A 13,637-nucleotide genomic window follows, 5' to 3' on the forward strand; every position below is an offset into this window, starting at 1 on the left:
GTCTATTGCTTAGATAGACCATTAGATAATACCAGTGATTAGTACTTAATCCAAATCAGAGTAATCATAAAAATGGTAAATTAAGTGGTGTTTTGTAGATTAATTTACGGACAAATAAGAAATTATTGAAATATAGTATAGGAATAAAATTAAAAAGATAATAAATTGGTTTTTGACTTGAAATACAAAATAATACTCCCATAACAATTATTAATGCTGTTTTTATGATAAGGGATAAAATATGACTAATGCACAGTGGGTAACACAAGCATTAAATGCGGTATTAGGCGAGGATATAGGTTCATTGTCTGTGGCTAAGCAATATTTTTCAGACAAATATATCCAAGTTGTTGATGGGAAACAACTTGATTTTAATGAGTTTATTGCCCATTTGCAGGTATTGAAAGAAGCCACTGAATCAATCGTTATTACTATAAAATCGATCGCAGAAGGGAATGGGTGTGTTCATACTCAGCATCTGGCAAAAGCGACTAAAAAAGATGGTTCAATAAGTGAATTTGAGGTATTTGCTTGTTTTCAAATAGAAGATGGGAAAATTATCCGTTGCGAGGAAATGACAAGAATGGTTAAAGGCAGTAATACGGATGAAGATTTGGGTTCAAGAACCTAAATTTTGATTGTTTTTGTAAGGGCTTAATATTACTGGTGTAGGTAAAACATAATGTAACACTAGGTTTTACCTTATTCTATTTTGTGTTAACTGGTTTTATATTAACTTGAGTAAGTTAACTGTAATCCTGTGCCAACTTCTTGTACGGGCGCAAATTTCGCTAAATGTATTTTGGCGTTAAGATCGGTACAGTGACATGGGTGTATAAATTTTAAATCTTGCTGGCGAAAGTAATTACCTGTTTGTTCTAAAACTTCTTCTGAGGCTTGCTGCAAATGAAACCCGCCTATCACAGTCACAATGTTATTGATGCCAGTTACATGCTTTGCATATTCAGTAATATTGCAAATTCCAGAATGAGAGCAACCCGTTATCACAATTAGGCCTTCCGATGTTTTAATGGCAAGTGCAGAGTCATCAAAGACATAGTCGTCAACGATATTATGGTTGAAGTCGAGGGTAGTACCAATGGGTTCTTTTCCTTCAAAGCTATTGGCTCTAGGAATTTGGCCTAAAAATATAATATTTTCAGAAAGATAATATGGCTTAGTCGTTTCAATACAATGAAAATAAGAAGCTAAAAACTCTTTAGGTGTATTTGCTCCGATGACTTTAGATTGAAATTTTTTGGGAATTAAGGCATCTGGATGGTATATCAGGTGCTTAGCTTCTTGTGTTTCAATGTTACGGCGGTCAAAATGTTGAATTAAGTGACTTAAGCCCCATGTGTGATCGTTGTGGCCGTGAGAAAGAACCAGATCAGTGATATCAGCAAGGTCAATATTTAAGATATGTGCATTATCAATAAATATATCTGAATAGCCTGTATCGAATAATATTTTTTTATTATCAGCTTCGATATAGTAGCAAACACCGGGCTCACCGCAAAAATAGCTATCAATCAGGGTATTATTATCTACAAGAACAGTAATTTTTATTGTCATCATGAACTCATGTTTAATAGAAGTAATCGTAATCAGTTATATCAGATAAACTGTAAAAAGTTATTAAATGGCGATAAAACATAGTAACAAAAATTGGAGGAATGAGAGGGACATGAGAAAATTATCGGAGGCGACTATCGAAAGCCAACCTCCTAAATAAACGGCATACAAAATAATACATGATTAGACAAATTGTTTTACTTTTTTCACTTCGTGGTGAATATCACTGTCAACTTCATGGTCAGTTTTCGGTTCAGTGTGAAAAATAGAAATAATATCTTCTAATAAATCTGATTGAGATTCTAACGCTTTTAAGGATGATTGTAATTCGCGAGTCATAGCCGCATTCGCTTGTGTGGTATTATCTAACTCATTAATTGCTAAGTGTATTTGGCTTACCCCATGGGTTTGCTCATTTGAAGCAAGTGCAACACTTTGGATCATTTCATTGATATTAGATGTGTCTTGTGCAATTGAAACGATATTATCATTTGCATCCGCAGCTAATTGGAAACAGTGATTAATTTTATCGTTTGAATTATTAATTAATAACTTAATTTCTTTGGATGCTTGAGTACAACTAATTGATAATTCGCGTACTTCATTTGCGACAACCGCAAAGCCTTTGCCATGTTCACCTACTCTGGCAGCTTCTACAGCGGCGTTCAATGCTAATAAATTAGTTTGAAAAGCAATGTTATCGATGGTGGAGGTGATTTTACTGATTTCTTTGGAAAAATCGACAATATCATCCATGTTTTCTACAACATCAGAAATAAGTTCATTACTTTTATCAATCGTTACACTCGTCTCGGACATCAATTGGCACGATTGATTAGTGTGGGCCGTATTTAATTTAAAAGATGAATCGAGTTCTTCGACACTGGCTGCTGTTTCAACAATGGCTGCGGCCTGTTGATCTGCTCGAATAGAAAGATCGTGATTCATCTGAGTGATGTCACCAAGTTCAACTTTTATATGGTGAGTGTTGTCATAAATATTTTTGACGATATCAATCAGTTTACTTTGCATATTAGACATATGCTGTTTAAGTAACTTGATCTCATATAACCCCTTATTATCAAAGCTATGATATAAAACGCCTTGGCTAACTTTTTCAATGCCATCAATAACTTGGTTTAGCGGACGAATAAAGAAAAGTTGTAGAATAAATCGAATAAATAGAGCTAAGAGGATAACTATTGAAATAGTAATAATTAAACCAATCAAACTTTGTTTATACAGTTGCTCACTTGCAAGAGCAATATCATGATAACTACTATTTAATTGTTGATGATAACTTACGTAGTTTTTTTCAAATGTATCCTGAAATCCTTGAGTAGGCTGATTTAAAAAGTCATATGTTTTTCCTTGAACTAAAAAGACTGAAAGCTCATTCAATGCAGCATATAACGCTTTATATGATTTTTCTAACTCAGCAAATTCACCGCTGTTTTTGTAGAGTGAGGTGGCAGTGAATGCATCCCAATAATTACCTGTTTCTGCCATTTTTTTATGATAAAACTCGATAAGGCTATCTATGTCAGTATTTGAAGTTTTCATCTTATTGATAATCAATAAATGGCGAGAGCTAGCACGATTTAAGGTATTTCGTGCCTGCAATAAAGACTGCCATGTATTATTCAACTGTGTTTGTTCGTTATAGATAGTATCGAGCTTGGTTAATGTTTCTTGATATTGTTTTAAAGAACTAAAGAAAAACCAACAAGTTGAAAGAAGAAGGGCGATAAGTAGGCCTGCAATAAACCAGACTAGGGTTGTTGTCTTAAAACCAGAAAAAGAGACTTTAGCTGAACTAAAATTAATTTTTTTTAAATTACCAGACATCATTGATTATTTCCTTTCATACCATCGAGTAGTATGTTTGTACGCATACTAAGAACGACTTCTAAACATAACGTTATTAACCATGAGCAAATCGAAGCTGTCCGATAGCTAAAAAGTTATATGTAGTCACGCGAAAGCATCAGGCGTAGGGACTAAGTAAATGTATCGGCACTAATTCTGGATACTTTATATTCAACAATTTGACTTAGCTCATAAAATTGAAAGGGATTAGGCAACCTTTACTGATAACGAGGGAATTAAGAGGAAATAATTGTTGTAGATTGCTACCTATAAGAGAGTTAATTTACGAGTGATTTGTGATAATAATAGTCAACGTTTAAAATTTGAGTCTTGAGTACGGTATGCTTTCTTTATTCTTTAAATGCCTTTTAGGTGCTTTAGCCGTATTGATTATTGCACTATTTTCACGTAGCAAAATTTACTATATTGCAGGTTTAGTTCCGTTATTTCCTACATTTGCATTAATTGCACATGTTATTGTCGTTCAAGAACAAGGAACAGAAGCTCTCAGAAAAACTGCACTGTTTGGGCTCTGGTCTCTCATTCCTTATGCAATGTATTTACTAACGGTATATTTATTAGCAACGAAAATGACTGCTTGGGGAAGTTTAAGTATGGCAACCGCTATTTGGATAATAACAGCGGCAATATTAGTTTATATATGGCAACTAACTCAATAAATAACATAGAGTGAAATAATTAGCTATAAAACATCATAAAACTAAACTCTTTCGATATGCTGACGGCTTAAACACACTTGGTTATAGTCGCAAAAATTTAAGTATTAACTATAATGATAAGCAGTGTTTTCTATTGAACTGTACCACTAAAATGTTATTAAGAACCCTGGTATTACTGTTAGTTGCTGGCTGTGCGTATATTGCAGGAATTATGACTGAAGTTAAACTTGATGCTGAGTTAGATACCGAAAGCCGAGTGAAAAGTTCTGTCGAAGATTTTCTTGCTTACCCCTCGGCTGCAAATTATAAAAATGTTCAATATTATGTATTGACGAAAAGTGAAGAAGGGGATGAAACGGGCTATTATTGCGGTGAAGTCTTTGGTTTTGAAAATGAATTACCCCATGGCTATAAAAGGTTTATCGTTAGGCTTCATAAAAATAGAGCTGGAAAAGTAATGATATCCATTCCTTTTGTAGAAAAAACAGATGATATTATTCCCGCAGAACAATTCGAAGCTGTGTGGGATAGATATTGTAAAAGAAGCTAAATTAATGATAGCTCGTTGAGTTGCTAGCAAAACGAGCGTCACTAATATTAATTTGATTTAACTGCCATCGTCGTTAGGAATGTGGGTAGATAATTATCAACGACAAACCGTGGATTAGGTTGCCAGTCCTCTTTAAAGCCAGTGATATGAAAGCCTACCTTTATTTGCCCACCAATTAGATCTGTCAGTGAGTGACCAAATACAAAAGCTTCTTGCCTTGCCTGTTTTTGTGCTATTTGCTCTGCTGATAAAGTAGATAACTCGGAGTAAGGCATAGTATAACTTGGCTTTATTATGCCTTGTTCGTCATATTGTTTATCACGTGCTCCAATAAAAACAACAGGATTAAAAAAACTGGATAACAGCCGTCCATTTGGTTTTAAAACACGGTAGCATTCTTGCCAGACAGGGTTAACATCTGGAATATATAGATTAGAAATAGGATGAAATATAATATCAAATGTTTCATTAGCAAACATGTGTAATGATCGCATGTCACCTTGAACGATCTCTAAGGTTAAATTATCTCTTTCTGCCACCATTTTGTCTTGATCAAGCTGTTTCTGAGAAAAATCAAAAACAGTCACATTTGCTCCTGCTGCCGCGAGTACCGGCGCTTGCTGTCCCCCTGCAGAAGCTAAGCAAAGAATTTTTTTATCTTTTACATTCCCTAACCAAGCATCATCAACAGGAGTTGGTGTTAAATGAACTTGCCATTTTCCCTGTTTGGCATCATTGATAGTTTTGGAATCAACGGGGGTTGACCAAGCAAGTTGTGATTCAGCTTGTTTATCCCATGCTTTTTGATTTGCACTAATGAAATCTGTCATAAAATGACTCCTGTATACAATAATTTGTCACAGTGTAGCAAAAAATAAGCAAATTAAAATAAAAATGTACTAGTTAGTACACAATTAACTCCCAACCATTAGATGATATGTGATGCCATTAAATTCAAAATTAGTGGCATTGCTCATGCCTATTTTTTGATGTGCCATAAGTGATCTGAGATTGTCTGCATTAATAAAGGCAACAGGTTTTCCTTGATTGTATGAACAAATTTTATCAAAAAGAGATTTGAGAATATTTTTCCCTCGATAATCACTATCGATACAAACAGGGCCATAGAACCAGTTATCTTGTATAATTTCTGCATGCTGTTTAATGATCAAATGCGCTATAGCGGGTAGGGATGAAGAGTTAGCGTCAAAGCTAAATACGACAGCAATAATTTTATTTCCATCTCGAGCTACAACGGTAGTCAGACTTCCAGTAAACATTGCATTGACTTTGGCTTGAGGATACTCACCGAGTAACCCACCTTGTTGGGATTCAGAATTAGATTGCAATAATTGGGCGACAGCAGGACAATCTGGTTGTGTCATTAATTCATATTTAATATTCATTATTACCTCGTAATGATTGCTAAATACGTTTAAATTTATGATATGAAGTGCAGGGGTATTTATGGGAGCACATTGTCGTGTGTTAATTCTAACCTCATAATATCGGTTATTTATTCTTTGTCTATTGAATCAGCATGTTAACTAAATTTTACCCAGTATTCTTACTTATTATTTCAAATGTATTTATGATGTTTGCTTGGTACGGGCATTTAAAGTTCACAACAAAGCCGTTGTATGTTGTTATTTTCTTTAGCTGGTTAATTGCATTGGTTGAATACTGTTTTGCAGTGCCAGCTAATCGGTTAGGGCATCAGTATTACAGTGCGGCTGAATTAAAAACAATGCAAGAGGTGATAACACTCTGTGTTTTTGTTCTTTTTTCGGTATTGTATTTAGGTGAAAGCTTTACCATTAACCATTTAATTGGTTTTATTCTTATTTTTGCTGGCGCCTTTTTTATCTTTAAGGGGCCATTTTAATTTAAAAAGAGCAGCTTGAACTGCTCTTTTTGGGTTAACTTAATTTATGCCCACCCTTTTTCATGAAACTGCTTTAATATCACAACAAATTGCTGCATTTCTTCGGGGGTTCCTAGTGTGAGTCTATTCCAGCCAATGGCTGGTGGGAATTCACGGCCAACCATAACATGAGCTTCAGCCATACGTTGTTGATAGGTTTTTACGTCACCTTTAACTTTATGGAAAATAAAATTAGCCTGAGATGGGGCATATTCTAACCCAATCTCATTTAATGCTTTTTCTACGATTTTTCTCGAAATATTGTTAGATTTTAGGCTGTATTCAATAAATGATTTATCCTTTAGAGACGCGATTGCAGCGACTGCTCCTGCTGTATTGGTATTATCAATAGATAAAAATTCGTCTACAGCAGCAATAATTTCGGGAGCCGCAACACCATAGCCAACTCTTAAACCTGCTAAGGCGAAAATTTTTGAGAAAGTACGTGTGACAATCAGGTTACTTTGGCCTTTTTTGACTAATTCAATAGCACTCGTAAAATTCGGGTCTTCAACAAATTCGGCGTAAGCTTCATCAACGATAAAAAATGTGTTGTCAGACTCTTTACCCATCCATTTAACCAACTGGCTATAAGGCGTGATCATTGCTGTCGGATTATTCGGGTTACAAATATAGACCATTGATAAACCGTCAAAATCATTAGCCGCTTTTTCCATTCCTTCTAAATCAAATGATAAATCAGTTTTTAAAGGAATTTTCGTTATCGTAATACCCAATGGCAGAGAATAAAGTTCTGCATAATTGAACGTTGGGTCAGGAGTGACTAGTTGAATTTTTTTACCGAGTTTGTTTGCTTTATTTGCCAACATAGCGACAGCAGCTTGAATCGTTTCAGATGATCCATTACCCATGCTAATGTGCTTATTAGATAAACTGTAGCGCTCACCAATATTATGCTGTAATTCAGCGCGAGCGTCATCCGGATAACGAAATGCATTAGGTAACGCTTTGATAATGGCCTCTTTTGCACTCGGTGACATCCCTAATGAATTTTCATTAAAATTCAGCAAGAGAGGTTGTTTTTCACTTGGTATATTTATGTTGTTTGTTTGCGCAATGGCTTGATTAAAAAGCGAGTTAAGTGCAATTCCACCTGCAACTATTGATGTGGATTTAAGAAACGAACGGCGATCCATAGTTATTCCCTGAAATTATTATCTTTGAAAGTATTAGATTACTCAAAATAGTCTTAAAGTAAATAATTATTTACTTTTTATGATTACTTATTCATTTGATTGGCTTGTGAACTATTGCAAATTTATCTATGGTAAATATGAAAAGAAACATGCCAAGGTAGCAAAGTAAGGGAGAGCAATTATATGGGGGGTATAACCATTGAAGTGATATAAACAAAAAAGGGTAGTGTTATTCTACCCTTGGTAAAAATTATTGGCCTTGTACAGGGGGATTAGGTGTAATTTCTACAACCGCAACTTTAACCATATATTGTTTACCATTTTCTCCTTTAGGAGCATCCGCAGCAATTTTTTTCAGTGTTTCATCTGGTTGAGTAGTTTGAATTGATGTTGAATACTGCATCATACCACGGTGACGATTTGCATAATTAGAGTGGCGGTAATTATCGCAAGGCCTATCATTATATTGCTGTTGGTTTTGGTACCCTCCGCGGTGCCATGAACCATTGCCATCTCCTGGGTAAGCGAATGTTGAAAAGCTAACCGCGATTAAACTTGCACTGAGAATTAATGGCTTTAATATATTCATGTTATATCTCCTTTAGATATTTATTAATTATTATTCTGCCATTTGAATTAATTAATTCAATTGTATTTACTTATCTAAATGAATAAACCATAATTCAGTCATGTTTCTTCCATTATTTTCTCATAATGAAAATTATTTGTTAAACAAATGAATTTTACGTTAAATTGATATTTTTTAGTTAGTTTTATTTTGTTGGGTTTCATGGAAGAATTTGGCTAATTTGCTAATTGATACAATTGATGCGACAGCTATATCTTTATTATAATCCTCACATAAGGCTAATAGTCTATCGATAGCATCTTCTTGCTCAATAGAGAAAATATAATCGCCTAATGCATTTATTGCCGCTATTTTAACATCATTGTTGGTTCCATGAGTCAGGCTAACAAGGTTTTTAACGATTTTTTCTTTCATAAAAATATATTAAATCAGTCAGGTAGTATATAGGCCAGTATAAAACTAACTAAATAAAAAATGTTTTTTTTATTAATGTTAATTTAATAGATATACATTGAATCAATAATAACAGGAAGGATATTGGTAATATTCTCAGTTTTTAAAAATTAATTATTATAAACTAGTGTCAACTGGTTAGGACAAACGTAAATGAGTAAGGCAAAAGCTCAAATTGTTTACTCAAATTGATATAATACACCTATACTAGGTTGAGTTGTCATAAAATAGAAAGGGTGATGCGTTGAAACGTATAAAAACAAAATTATTAATTGTATTGCTATTGGCTTTAGGCGTATTTGCATACCATTCTTATACCAGTATTGGTGACTCAGATGTTAAAAATGAAGCGCAAAGCATGGTGGAAAAGAAGCTAGGAAACGCATCAGCGATTGAGTTCAGTGATGTGGATATAGTACAAAAAAGTGAGTTTAAGGAAGGAGAAAGTTATCGGGTTTGTGGCTTATACCGCTTATCGACCCAAGATAGCTCGCTACCATTTGTTGCAAATGTCAGCATTAAAGAAGGGCGTTTCTCTGAGCATGGGCAATTGATTATTAGTGAAACACCTGAATTACAATTCTCGATTGAACAGTTGTGTATTAAAAAACCAACCAATTAATAAAAAAACGCTCAAATTTTAGTTTGAGCGTTTTTTCTTTTCTAAAAAATTAAATCATTAAGATTTATTCAAAAGCAGTTCAGTTTGAATTTTACAAGCTGAAATAGAGTCATTTAGTGATTTATTGAAGTCGGCTTCATTAGCAAACTTAGATTTATTGCTACGTACGGCGTCAATCGCTGATGTTAGATTTTCGCGTAGGTCTGACTCTACAGTGGCTAATTGCTTGAGGTCGACATTTTCACTTTTCAATTTAGCAATAGTTGATTGGGTTAATTCACTGCTAGTTTTGTCAGTGCTGTATGCTTCACTTAGTGCTTGACCAGTGATCTCACAATAATCTTTGGCTATTTCACTAATATTTAATGGGGCATTATCAGCCATAACAAGGGCTGGAGCCAGGCAAAAAGCCAGTAACAAACGCTTCATAGTCATACCTCTATTTTGCACACAATGAATAATAACTCTATCTGGTACTAGAAAAATACTATAGCAGATTAGGCCTAAAATGGGGGATGACGAGTAGGTTTTTAGCATGATTTCATAAAAAAGAGCCAGTATAAATACTGGCCGCTATAATTAGCAAAAGCAATGTAAATGAAAATTACGTTATACACATTATCATATAGCGGTGTAAGGTAAAGCGATTTTAACTTGTTTTGGTGAAAGTTAAGGTTAAGTATGATCTTGATCAGAGTTTGAACCCATATTAGAGGCGTGTTATCGAAATATGGGCGAAATAAAAAATAACCAGCTAGAGGTCAGGTAGACTCATAGCTGGTTTTGTTCATGTAACCTAACAGGGAGATTACTGTTTTAACCAATGGCCATGTTTTAAGACATCTTCGACAAGTTCATGTAAGACAATATGTGCTTCGTTATCATCATGAAAGCCTTTAGTTTGAAAGGTTGTTGGGCCATTATCATGAGTAATCAAAAGATAGCTGCCAGGGTAGACTTCTAAAACACGTGCTTTTAGCTCAGCAATGAAGGACTCATATGATTTTTCAGGGAGCTGAGAAAGTGGGTCATCAGATAACTTGATATTAATTTCCATACGTTAACCTCTTGTCTATAAAATTTAATTAGGCTCAGTTTATTGTTAAGTGAAAGTATAAGCAACTATCTAATTACGATGGTTGTGCGGTGACGGTTTTTTTGATTATAAATTAACCTCATTCATTGATTAGATATTCCAAATAATAAATAAATTAAACAAAAGAAATATTATAAATATTTTTGTTAAGAAATAAGCTAATTAAGAATGAAACGATGAAATGAATAATGTTTTTTTATTTATTCAAGTAACTTGCTGGTTAAAATAAATACTGAAAATCAATCATTTGATTAATTTCTTACTTAATCATAAAGAATTTTTTCTTGGTTAGGTTTTTCAAGGTGTTATATGTGTTTATTTGGGAGTGTCTAACTTGTTTTAATTAAAGCACAATGTAGTTAACGATTGATGAAACGGAAATTAATTTACATTAAAGAGAAAAAAATATAATTTCTGATAATCATATTAAGATGATTGAGCTTTTGTAAGCTAAACTCCTTTTTCTGGGGGTATGTTTTAAATGTGAGGGGTTGATTTTCGATTAATACATTATTAATCGTTCTAATAAAAAAGGAGTGTAATTTGATAGAATTTATAAACTCATTAACTAATATTATTTGGGGTTCGTTACTTATTTATTTATTACTGGGGGCAGGCCTGTATTTTACGCTTCGATCAGGGTTTATTCAAATTAGGCATTTTGGCCATATGTTTAGTGTCTTAAAAAACAGTAAACAATCGGATAGCGCAGGTATTTCCTCTTTTCAGGCACTATGTACAAGTTTAGCCGCTAGAGTCGGTACAGGAAACTTAACCGGGGTCGCAATTGCACTAACAGCTGGCGGACCCGGTGCTATTTTTTGGATGTGGGTCGTAGCTATACTCGGAATGGCAACATCTTTTATTGAATGTACTTTAGCACAGTTATATAAAACCAAAGATGATAAAGGAAATTATCGTGGTGGGCCTTCATATTATATGCAAAAAGGCTTAAACCAACGTTGGATGGGGGTGTTGTTTTCAATATTCCTGATTATTGCCTTTGGTTTAGTATTTAATGCAGTACAAGCTAATTCTATTGCTCAAGCAACCGCAGTCGCCTTTGATTTCAATCCAATTTATGTTGGCATTGGCTTAGTTTTATTAAGCGGAGTTATTATTTTTGGTGGATTGAAATCCATTGCGAGGGTTGCTGAATTAGTTGTTCCTGTCATGGCGTTAGCCTATTTGTTATTGGCATTTTGGGTTGTTGGGCACCATATTGAACGATTACCTGAAGTTTTTATGCTGATAATCCGAAATGCATTTGGTTTGCAAGAGGCAGCGGGGGGGGCTGTTGGCTATGGTGTTGCTCAGGCTATGACACAAGGTATTCAGAGAGGGCTATTCTCTAACGAAGCCGGGATGGGGTCAGCACCAAATGCAGCGGCATCCGCAGCACCTTATCCACCTCATCCTGCATCTCAAGGATATGTGCAGATGCTTGGTGTTTTTATGGATACTATTGTTATTTGTAGTGCGACCGCAATTATTATTTTGTCATCTGGTGTTCTAGAAAGTGGGATGGATAACATTAATGGCATTGAATTGACACAACTTGCGCTATCTTCTGCCGTTGGTAGCTGGGGAAGCACCTTTATTGCGATTGCTATCTTCTTTTTTGCGTTTACATCAATCATTGCTAACTATGCATACGCTGAAAGCAATATGATTTTTCTAGAAAATAATCATACAGCGGGTTTATTTATTTTCCGTTTAGCTGCATTAGGTATGGTGATGTTTGGTGCACTTGCTGAAATGCCATTTATTTGGAAACTTGCTGATTTATCCATGGGGTTAATGGCAATAACAAATCTAATCGCGATCCTTTTATTATCGGGTATCGCTTTCAAACTCGCTAAAGATTATAACCAGCAATTGGTTGCAGGTAAAATACCGACTTTTGATATTAATCAGCACCCTGAATTAAAGAAACAGTTTGAGGAGGGGATATGGGAAAAAGAAGAAGTCGATAAGTGGGTTGAGAAAGAAACATCTCGCTAATATAAAAAACGTAAAGCATAAAATTCTTAGGTGAAAGCCTGAGAATTTTTTTTATGCAATATTATCAAGGTTTAATAAGAATAAACGCTTGTTTTATAATTCTTTGAGCTATAAGGTTTTTTAAGGTGATGAAATAAATGTATTATCACAGTATATATCCTATTTCTAATTTAAATAGCCGAGAGAGTTATGAAATTGAATCAGTACGCCGCAACGCTGTATGGAGTTATTTCAATCTTGTTGTGGAGCACAATGGTTGGGCTGATCCGCAGTGTAAGTGAAAATTTTGGGCCTGTCGGTGGTGCAGCATTAGTTTATACAGTCGGTTCCCTTGTGTTAGTACTTGCCATGGGGGTGCCTAAAATAACGAAGTATCCCAAACGCTATTTACTCTGGGGAACGGTACTGTTTGTTAGTTATGAAATCTGTTTTGTATTGGCGTTAGGCTTAGCCAATAGCCGGCAGCAAGCTATTGAACTTGGTATGGTGAATTATTTGTGGCCAAGTTTTACTATCGCACTGGCGGTATTTTTTAACCGTCAACGTTTCACTTTATTATTGGGATTAGGGTTAGTTTTAGCATTTATGGGGTTGATCTGGGTAATTTCAGGAAATCAGCCATTGTCGGTGCAAACGATTTGGGAAAATATTCAAAGCAATCCACTGTGTTATTTTTTAGCCTTTATTGGGGCTATTGTTTGGTCGTTTTACAGCAATGTCACTAAGCGTATTTCTGGAGGTCACAATGGTATGGTACTATTCTTTATCATGACCTCTATTGGGTTATGGATTCTGTATTTTTTCAGTACCCCAACACCGTTTATTATCAATAAAGAAAGCCTGTTATTATTACTGGTTGCCTCAATTGCGACTGGCGGAGCGAATGCATTATGGACATTTGCGGTTATCAAGGGCAATGTGGCTTTTTTAGGGACACTTTCTTATTTTACCCCAGTTATATCAACTGCATTCGCGTCTATGTTATTAAGCACGGCATTAACGTTAAGTTTTTGGCAAGGTGTGTTAATGGTGACAATGGGGTCGGTGATTTGCTTTTTAGCGACGAGGCAAAAACCAATAAGTGGTTAAAAGGTGCAGCGCGTCCAGATAAGCGCTGC

Annotated in this window: 16 protein-coding genes; 7 read left to right on the top strand and 9 right to left on the bottom strand. The window is 34.9% G+C overall.

Features of this window, described 5'->3' with window-relative positions:
* Positions 1 to 241: 241 nt before the first annotated feature.
* Positions 242 to 631: a nuclear transport factor 2 family protein gene (locus PSE60_RS05200; RefSeq protein ID WP_272664730.1), complete on the top strand. Its 390-nt coding sequence runs from the start codon at positions 242 to 244 to the stop codon at positions 629 to 631.
* Between the two features lie 101 nt (positions 632 to 732).
* On the opposite strand, the gene PSE60_RS05205 is transcribed toward PSE60_RS05200, so the two are convergent.
* Positions 733 to 1,575: an MBL fold metallo-hydrolase gene (locus tag PSE60_RS05205; RefSeq protein WP_210839802.1), complete on the bottom strand. Its 843-nt coding sequence runs from the start codon at positions 1,573 to 1,575 to the stop codon at positions 733 to 735.
* Between the two features lie 183 nt (positions 1,576 to 1,758).
* Entirely contained in the window at positions 1,759 to 3,426 is a 1,668-nt protein-coding gene (locus PSE60_RS05210) for a methyl-accepting chemotaxis protein (protein ID WP_272664731.1), read from the bottom strand.
* Positions 3,427 to 3,785: 359 nt separating this feature from the next.
* On the opposite strand from PSE60_RS05210, the gene PSE60_RS05215 reads away from it, so the two are divergent.
* Positions 3,786 to 4,124 carry a GlpM family protein gene (locus PSE60_RS05215; RefSeq protein WP_004911490.1) on the top strand — a complete coding sequence of 113 codons (339 nt, stop codon included), beginning with the start codon at positions 3,786 to 3,788 and terminating at the stop codon, positions 4,122 to 4,124.
* Positions 4,125 to 4,275: 151 nt separating this feature from the next.
* Entirely contained in the window at positions 4,276 to 4,674 is a 399-nt protein-coding gene (locus PSE60_RS05220) for a hypothetical protein (RefSeq protein ID WP_210839804.1), read from the top strand.
* Between the two features lie 47 nt (positions 4,675 to 4,721).
* On the opposite strand, the gene PSE60_RS05225 is transcribed toward PSE60_RS05220, so the two are convergent.
* Together PSE60_RS05225 and PSE60_RS05230 are read right to left on the bottom strand one after the other, a co-directional pair.
* Positions 4,722 to 5,504 (bottom strand): class I SAM-dependent methyltransferase, encoded by a 783-nt coding sequence (locus PSE60_RS05225; protein WP_210839806.1) that lies wholly within the window; start codon positions 5,502 to 5,504, stop codon positions 4,722 to 4,724.
* Positions 5,505 to 5,588: 84 nt separating this feature from the next.
* A complete protein-coding gene (locus PSE60_RS05230) occupies positions 5,589 to 6,080 on the bottom strand; it encodes an N-acetyltransferase (RefSeq protein WP_272664732.1) in 492 nt (163 codons plus the stop codon).
* Positions 6,081 to 6,214: 134 nt separating this feature from the next.
* On the opposite strand from PSE60_RS05230, the gene PSE60_RS05235 reads away from it, so the two are divergent.
* Positions 6,215 to 6,559, top strand: coding sequence for a DMT family protein (locus tag PSE60_RS05235; RefSeq protein ID WP_115167132.1), 345 nt, complete (start codon positions 6,215 to 6,217; stop codon positions 6,557 to 6,559).
* 44 nt (positions 6,560 to 6,603) lie between these two features.
* Here PSE60_RS05235 and PSE60_RS05240 read toward each other — a convergent pair whose 3' ends face one another.
* The 3 genes from PSE60_RS05240 to PSE60_RS05250 all read right to left on the bottom strand — a co-directional run bounded on the left by PSE60_RS05240 (position 6,604) and on the right by PSE60_RS05250 (position 8,758).
* Complete coding sequence (locus PSE60_RS05240; protein ID WP_272664733.1) at positions 6,604 to 7,755, bottom strand: pyridoxal phosphate-dependent aminotransferase; 1,152 nt, start codon at positions 7,753 to 7,755, stop codon at positions 6,604 to 6,606.
* 250 nt (positions 7,756 to 8,005) lie between these two features.
* Positions 8,006 to 8,344: a hypothetical protein gene (locus PSE60_RS05245; RefSeq protein ID WP_210839812.1), complete on the bottom strand. Its 339-nt coding sequence runs from the start codon at positions 8,342 to 8,344 to the stop codon at positions 8,006 to 8,008.
* Positions 8,345 to 8,518: 174 nt separating this feature from the next.
* Complete coding sequence (locus PSE60_RS05250; protein ID WP_272664734.1) at positions 8,519 to 8,758, bottom strand: HEAT repeat domain-containing protein; 240 nt, start codon at positions 8,756 to 8,758, stop codon at positions 8,519 to 8,521.
* Positions 8,759 to 9,041: 283 nt separating this feature from the next.
* Between PSE60_RS05250 and PSE60_RS05255 the strand changes: the two genes are divergently transcribed.
* Positions 9,042 to 9,419, top strand: a complete 378-nt coding sequence (locus PSE60_RS05255; protein ID WP_210840507.1) for a hypothetical protein — start codon at positions 9,042 to 9,044, stop codon at positions 9,417 to 9,419.
* Between the two features lie 57 nt (positions 9,420 to 9,476).
* Here PSE60_RS05255 and PSE60_RS05260 read toward each other — a convergent pair whose 3' ends face one another.
* Both PSE60_RS05260 and PSE60_RS05265 read right to left on the bottom strand, forming a co-directional pair.
* Positions 9,477 to 9,848: a hypothetical protein gene (locus PSE60_RS05260; RefSeq protein ID WP_109912418.1), complete on the bottom strand. Its 372-nt coding sequence runs from the start codon at positions 9,846 to 9,848 to the stop codon at positions 9,477 to 9,479.
* Between the two features lie 379 nt (positions 9,849 to 10,227).
* Positions 10,228 to 10,476, bottom strand: coding sequence for a DinI-like family protein (locus PSE60_RS05265; RefSeq protein ID WP_004253462.1), 249 nt, complete (start codon positions 10,474 to 10,476; stop codon positions 10,228 to 10,230).
* Between the two features lie 582 nt (positions 10,477 to 11,058).
* On the opposite strand from PSE60_RS05265, the gene PSE60_RS05270 reads away from it, so the two are divergent.
* Together PSE60_RS05270 and yddG are read left to right on the top strand one after the other, a co-directional pair.
* A complete protein-coding gene (locus tag PSE60_RS05270; RefSeq protein ID WP_210836343.1) occupies positions 11,059 to 12,519 on the top strand; it encodes an alanine/glycine:cation symporter family protein in 1,461 nt (486 codons plus the stop codon).
* A 189-nt stretch (positions 12,520 to 12,708) separates the two neighbouring features.
* A complete protein-coding gene (yddG, locus tag PSE60_RS05275; protein ID WP_210836340.1) occupies positions 12,709 to 13,608 on the top strand; it encodes an aromatic amino acid DMT transporter YddG in 900 nt (299 codons plus the stop codon).
* The last annotated feature ends 29 nt before the right edge of the window (positions 13,609 to 13,637 follow it).

The organism is Providencia sp. PROV174 (assembly GCF_028480685.1).
Taxonomy (GTDB): Bacteria; Pseudomonadota; Gammaproteobacteria; order Enterobacterales; family Enterobacteriaceae; genus Providencia; species Providencia rettgeri.

Excerpts from the sequence above, each read along its gene's own strand:
- PSE60_RS05200 (WP_272664730.1), top strand. The coding sequence starts at position 242 with ATGACTAATGCACAGTGGGTAACACAAGCATTAAATGCGGTATTAGGC.
- PSE60_RS05205 (WP_210839802.1), bottom strand. The coding sequence starts at position 1,575 with ATGACAATAAAAATTACTGTTCTTGTAGATAATAATACCCTGATTGAT.
- PSE60_RS05210 (WP_272664731.1), bottom strand. The coding sequence starts at position 3,426 with ATGATGTCTGGTAATTTAAAAAAAATTAATTTTAGTTCAGCTAAAGTC.
- PSE60_RS05215 (WP_004911490.1), top strand. The coding sequence starts at position 3,786 with ATGCTTTCTTTATTCTTTAAATGCCTTTTAGGTGCTTTAGCCGTATTG.
- PSE60_RS05220 (WP_210839804.1), top strand. The coding sequence starts at position 4,276 with ATGTTATTAAGAACCCTGGTATTACTGTTAGTTGCTGGCTGTGCGTAT.
- PSE60_RS05225 (WP_210839806.1), bottom strand. The coding sequence starts at position 5,504 with ATGACAGATTTCATTAGTGCAAATCAAAAAGCATGGGATAAACAAGCT.
- PSE60_RS05230 (WP_272664732.1), bottom strand. The coding sequence starts at position 6,080 with ATGAATATTAAATATGAATTAATGACACAACCAGATTGTCCTGCTGTC.
- PSE60_RS05235 (WP_115167132.1), top strand. The coding sequence starts at position 6,215 with ATGTTAACTAAATTTTACCCAGTATTCTTACTTATTATTTCAAATGTA.
- PSE60_RS05240 (WP_272664733.1), bottom strand. The coding sequence starts at position 7,755 with ATGGATCGCCGTTCGTTTCTTAAATCCACATCAATAGTTGCAGGTGGA.
- PSE60_RS05245 (WP_210839812.1), bottom strand. The coding sequence starts at position 8,344 with ATGAATATATTAAAGCCATTAATTCTCAGTGCAAGTTTAATCGCGGTT.
- PSE60_RS05250 (WP_272664734.1), bottom strand. The coding sequence starts at position 8,758 with ATGAAAGAAAAAATCGTTAAAAACCTTGTTAGCCTGACTCATGGAACC.
- PSE60_RS05260 (WP_109912418.1), bottom strand. The coding sequence starts at position 9,848 with ATGAAGCGTTTGTTACTGGCTTTTTGCCTGGCTCCAGCCCTTGTTATG.
- PSE60_RS05265 (WP_004253462.1), bottom strand. The coding sequence starts at position 10,476 with ATGGAAATTAATATCAAGTTATCTGATGACCCACTTTCTCAGCTCCCT.
- yddG (WP_210836340.1), top strand. The coding sequence starts at position 12,709 with ATGAAATTGAATCAGTACGCCGCAACGCTGTATGGAGTTATTTCAATC.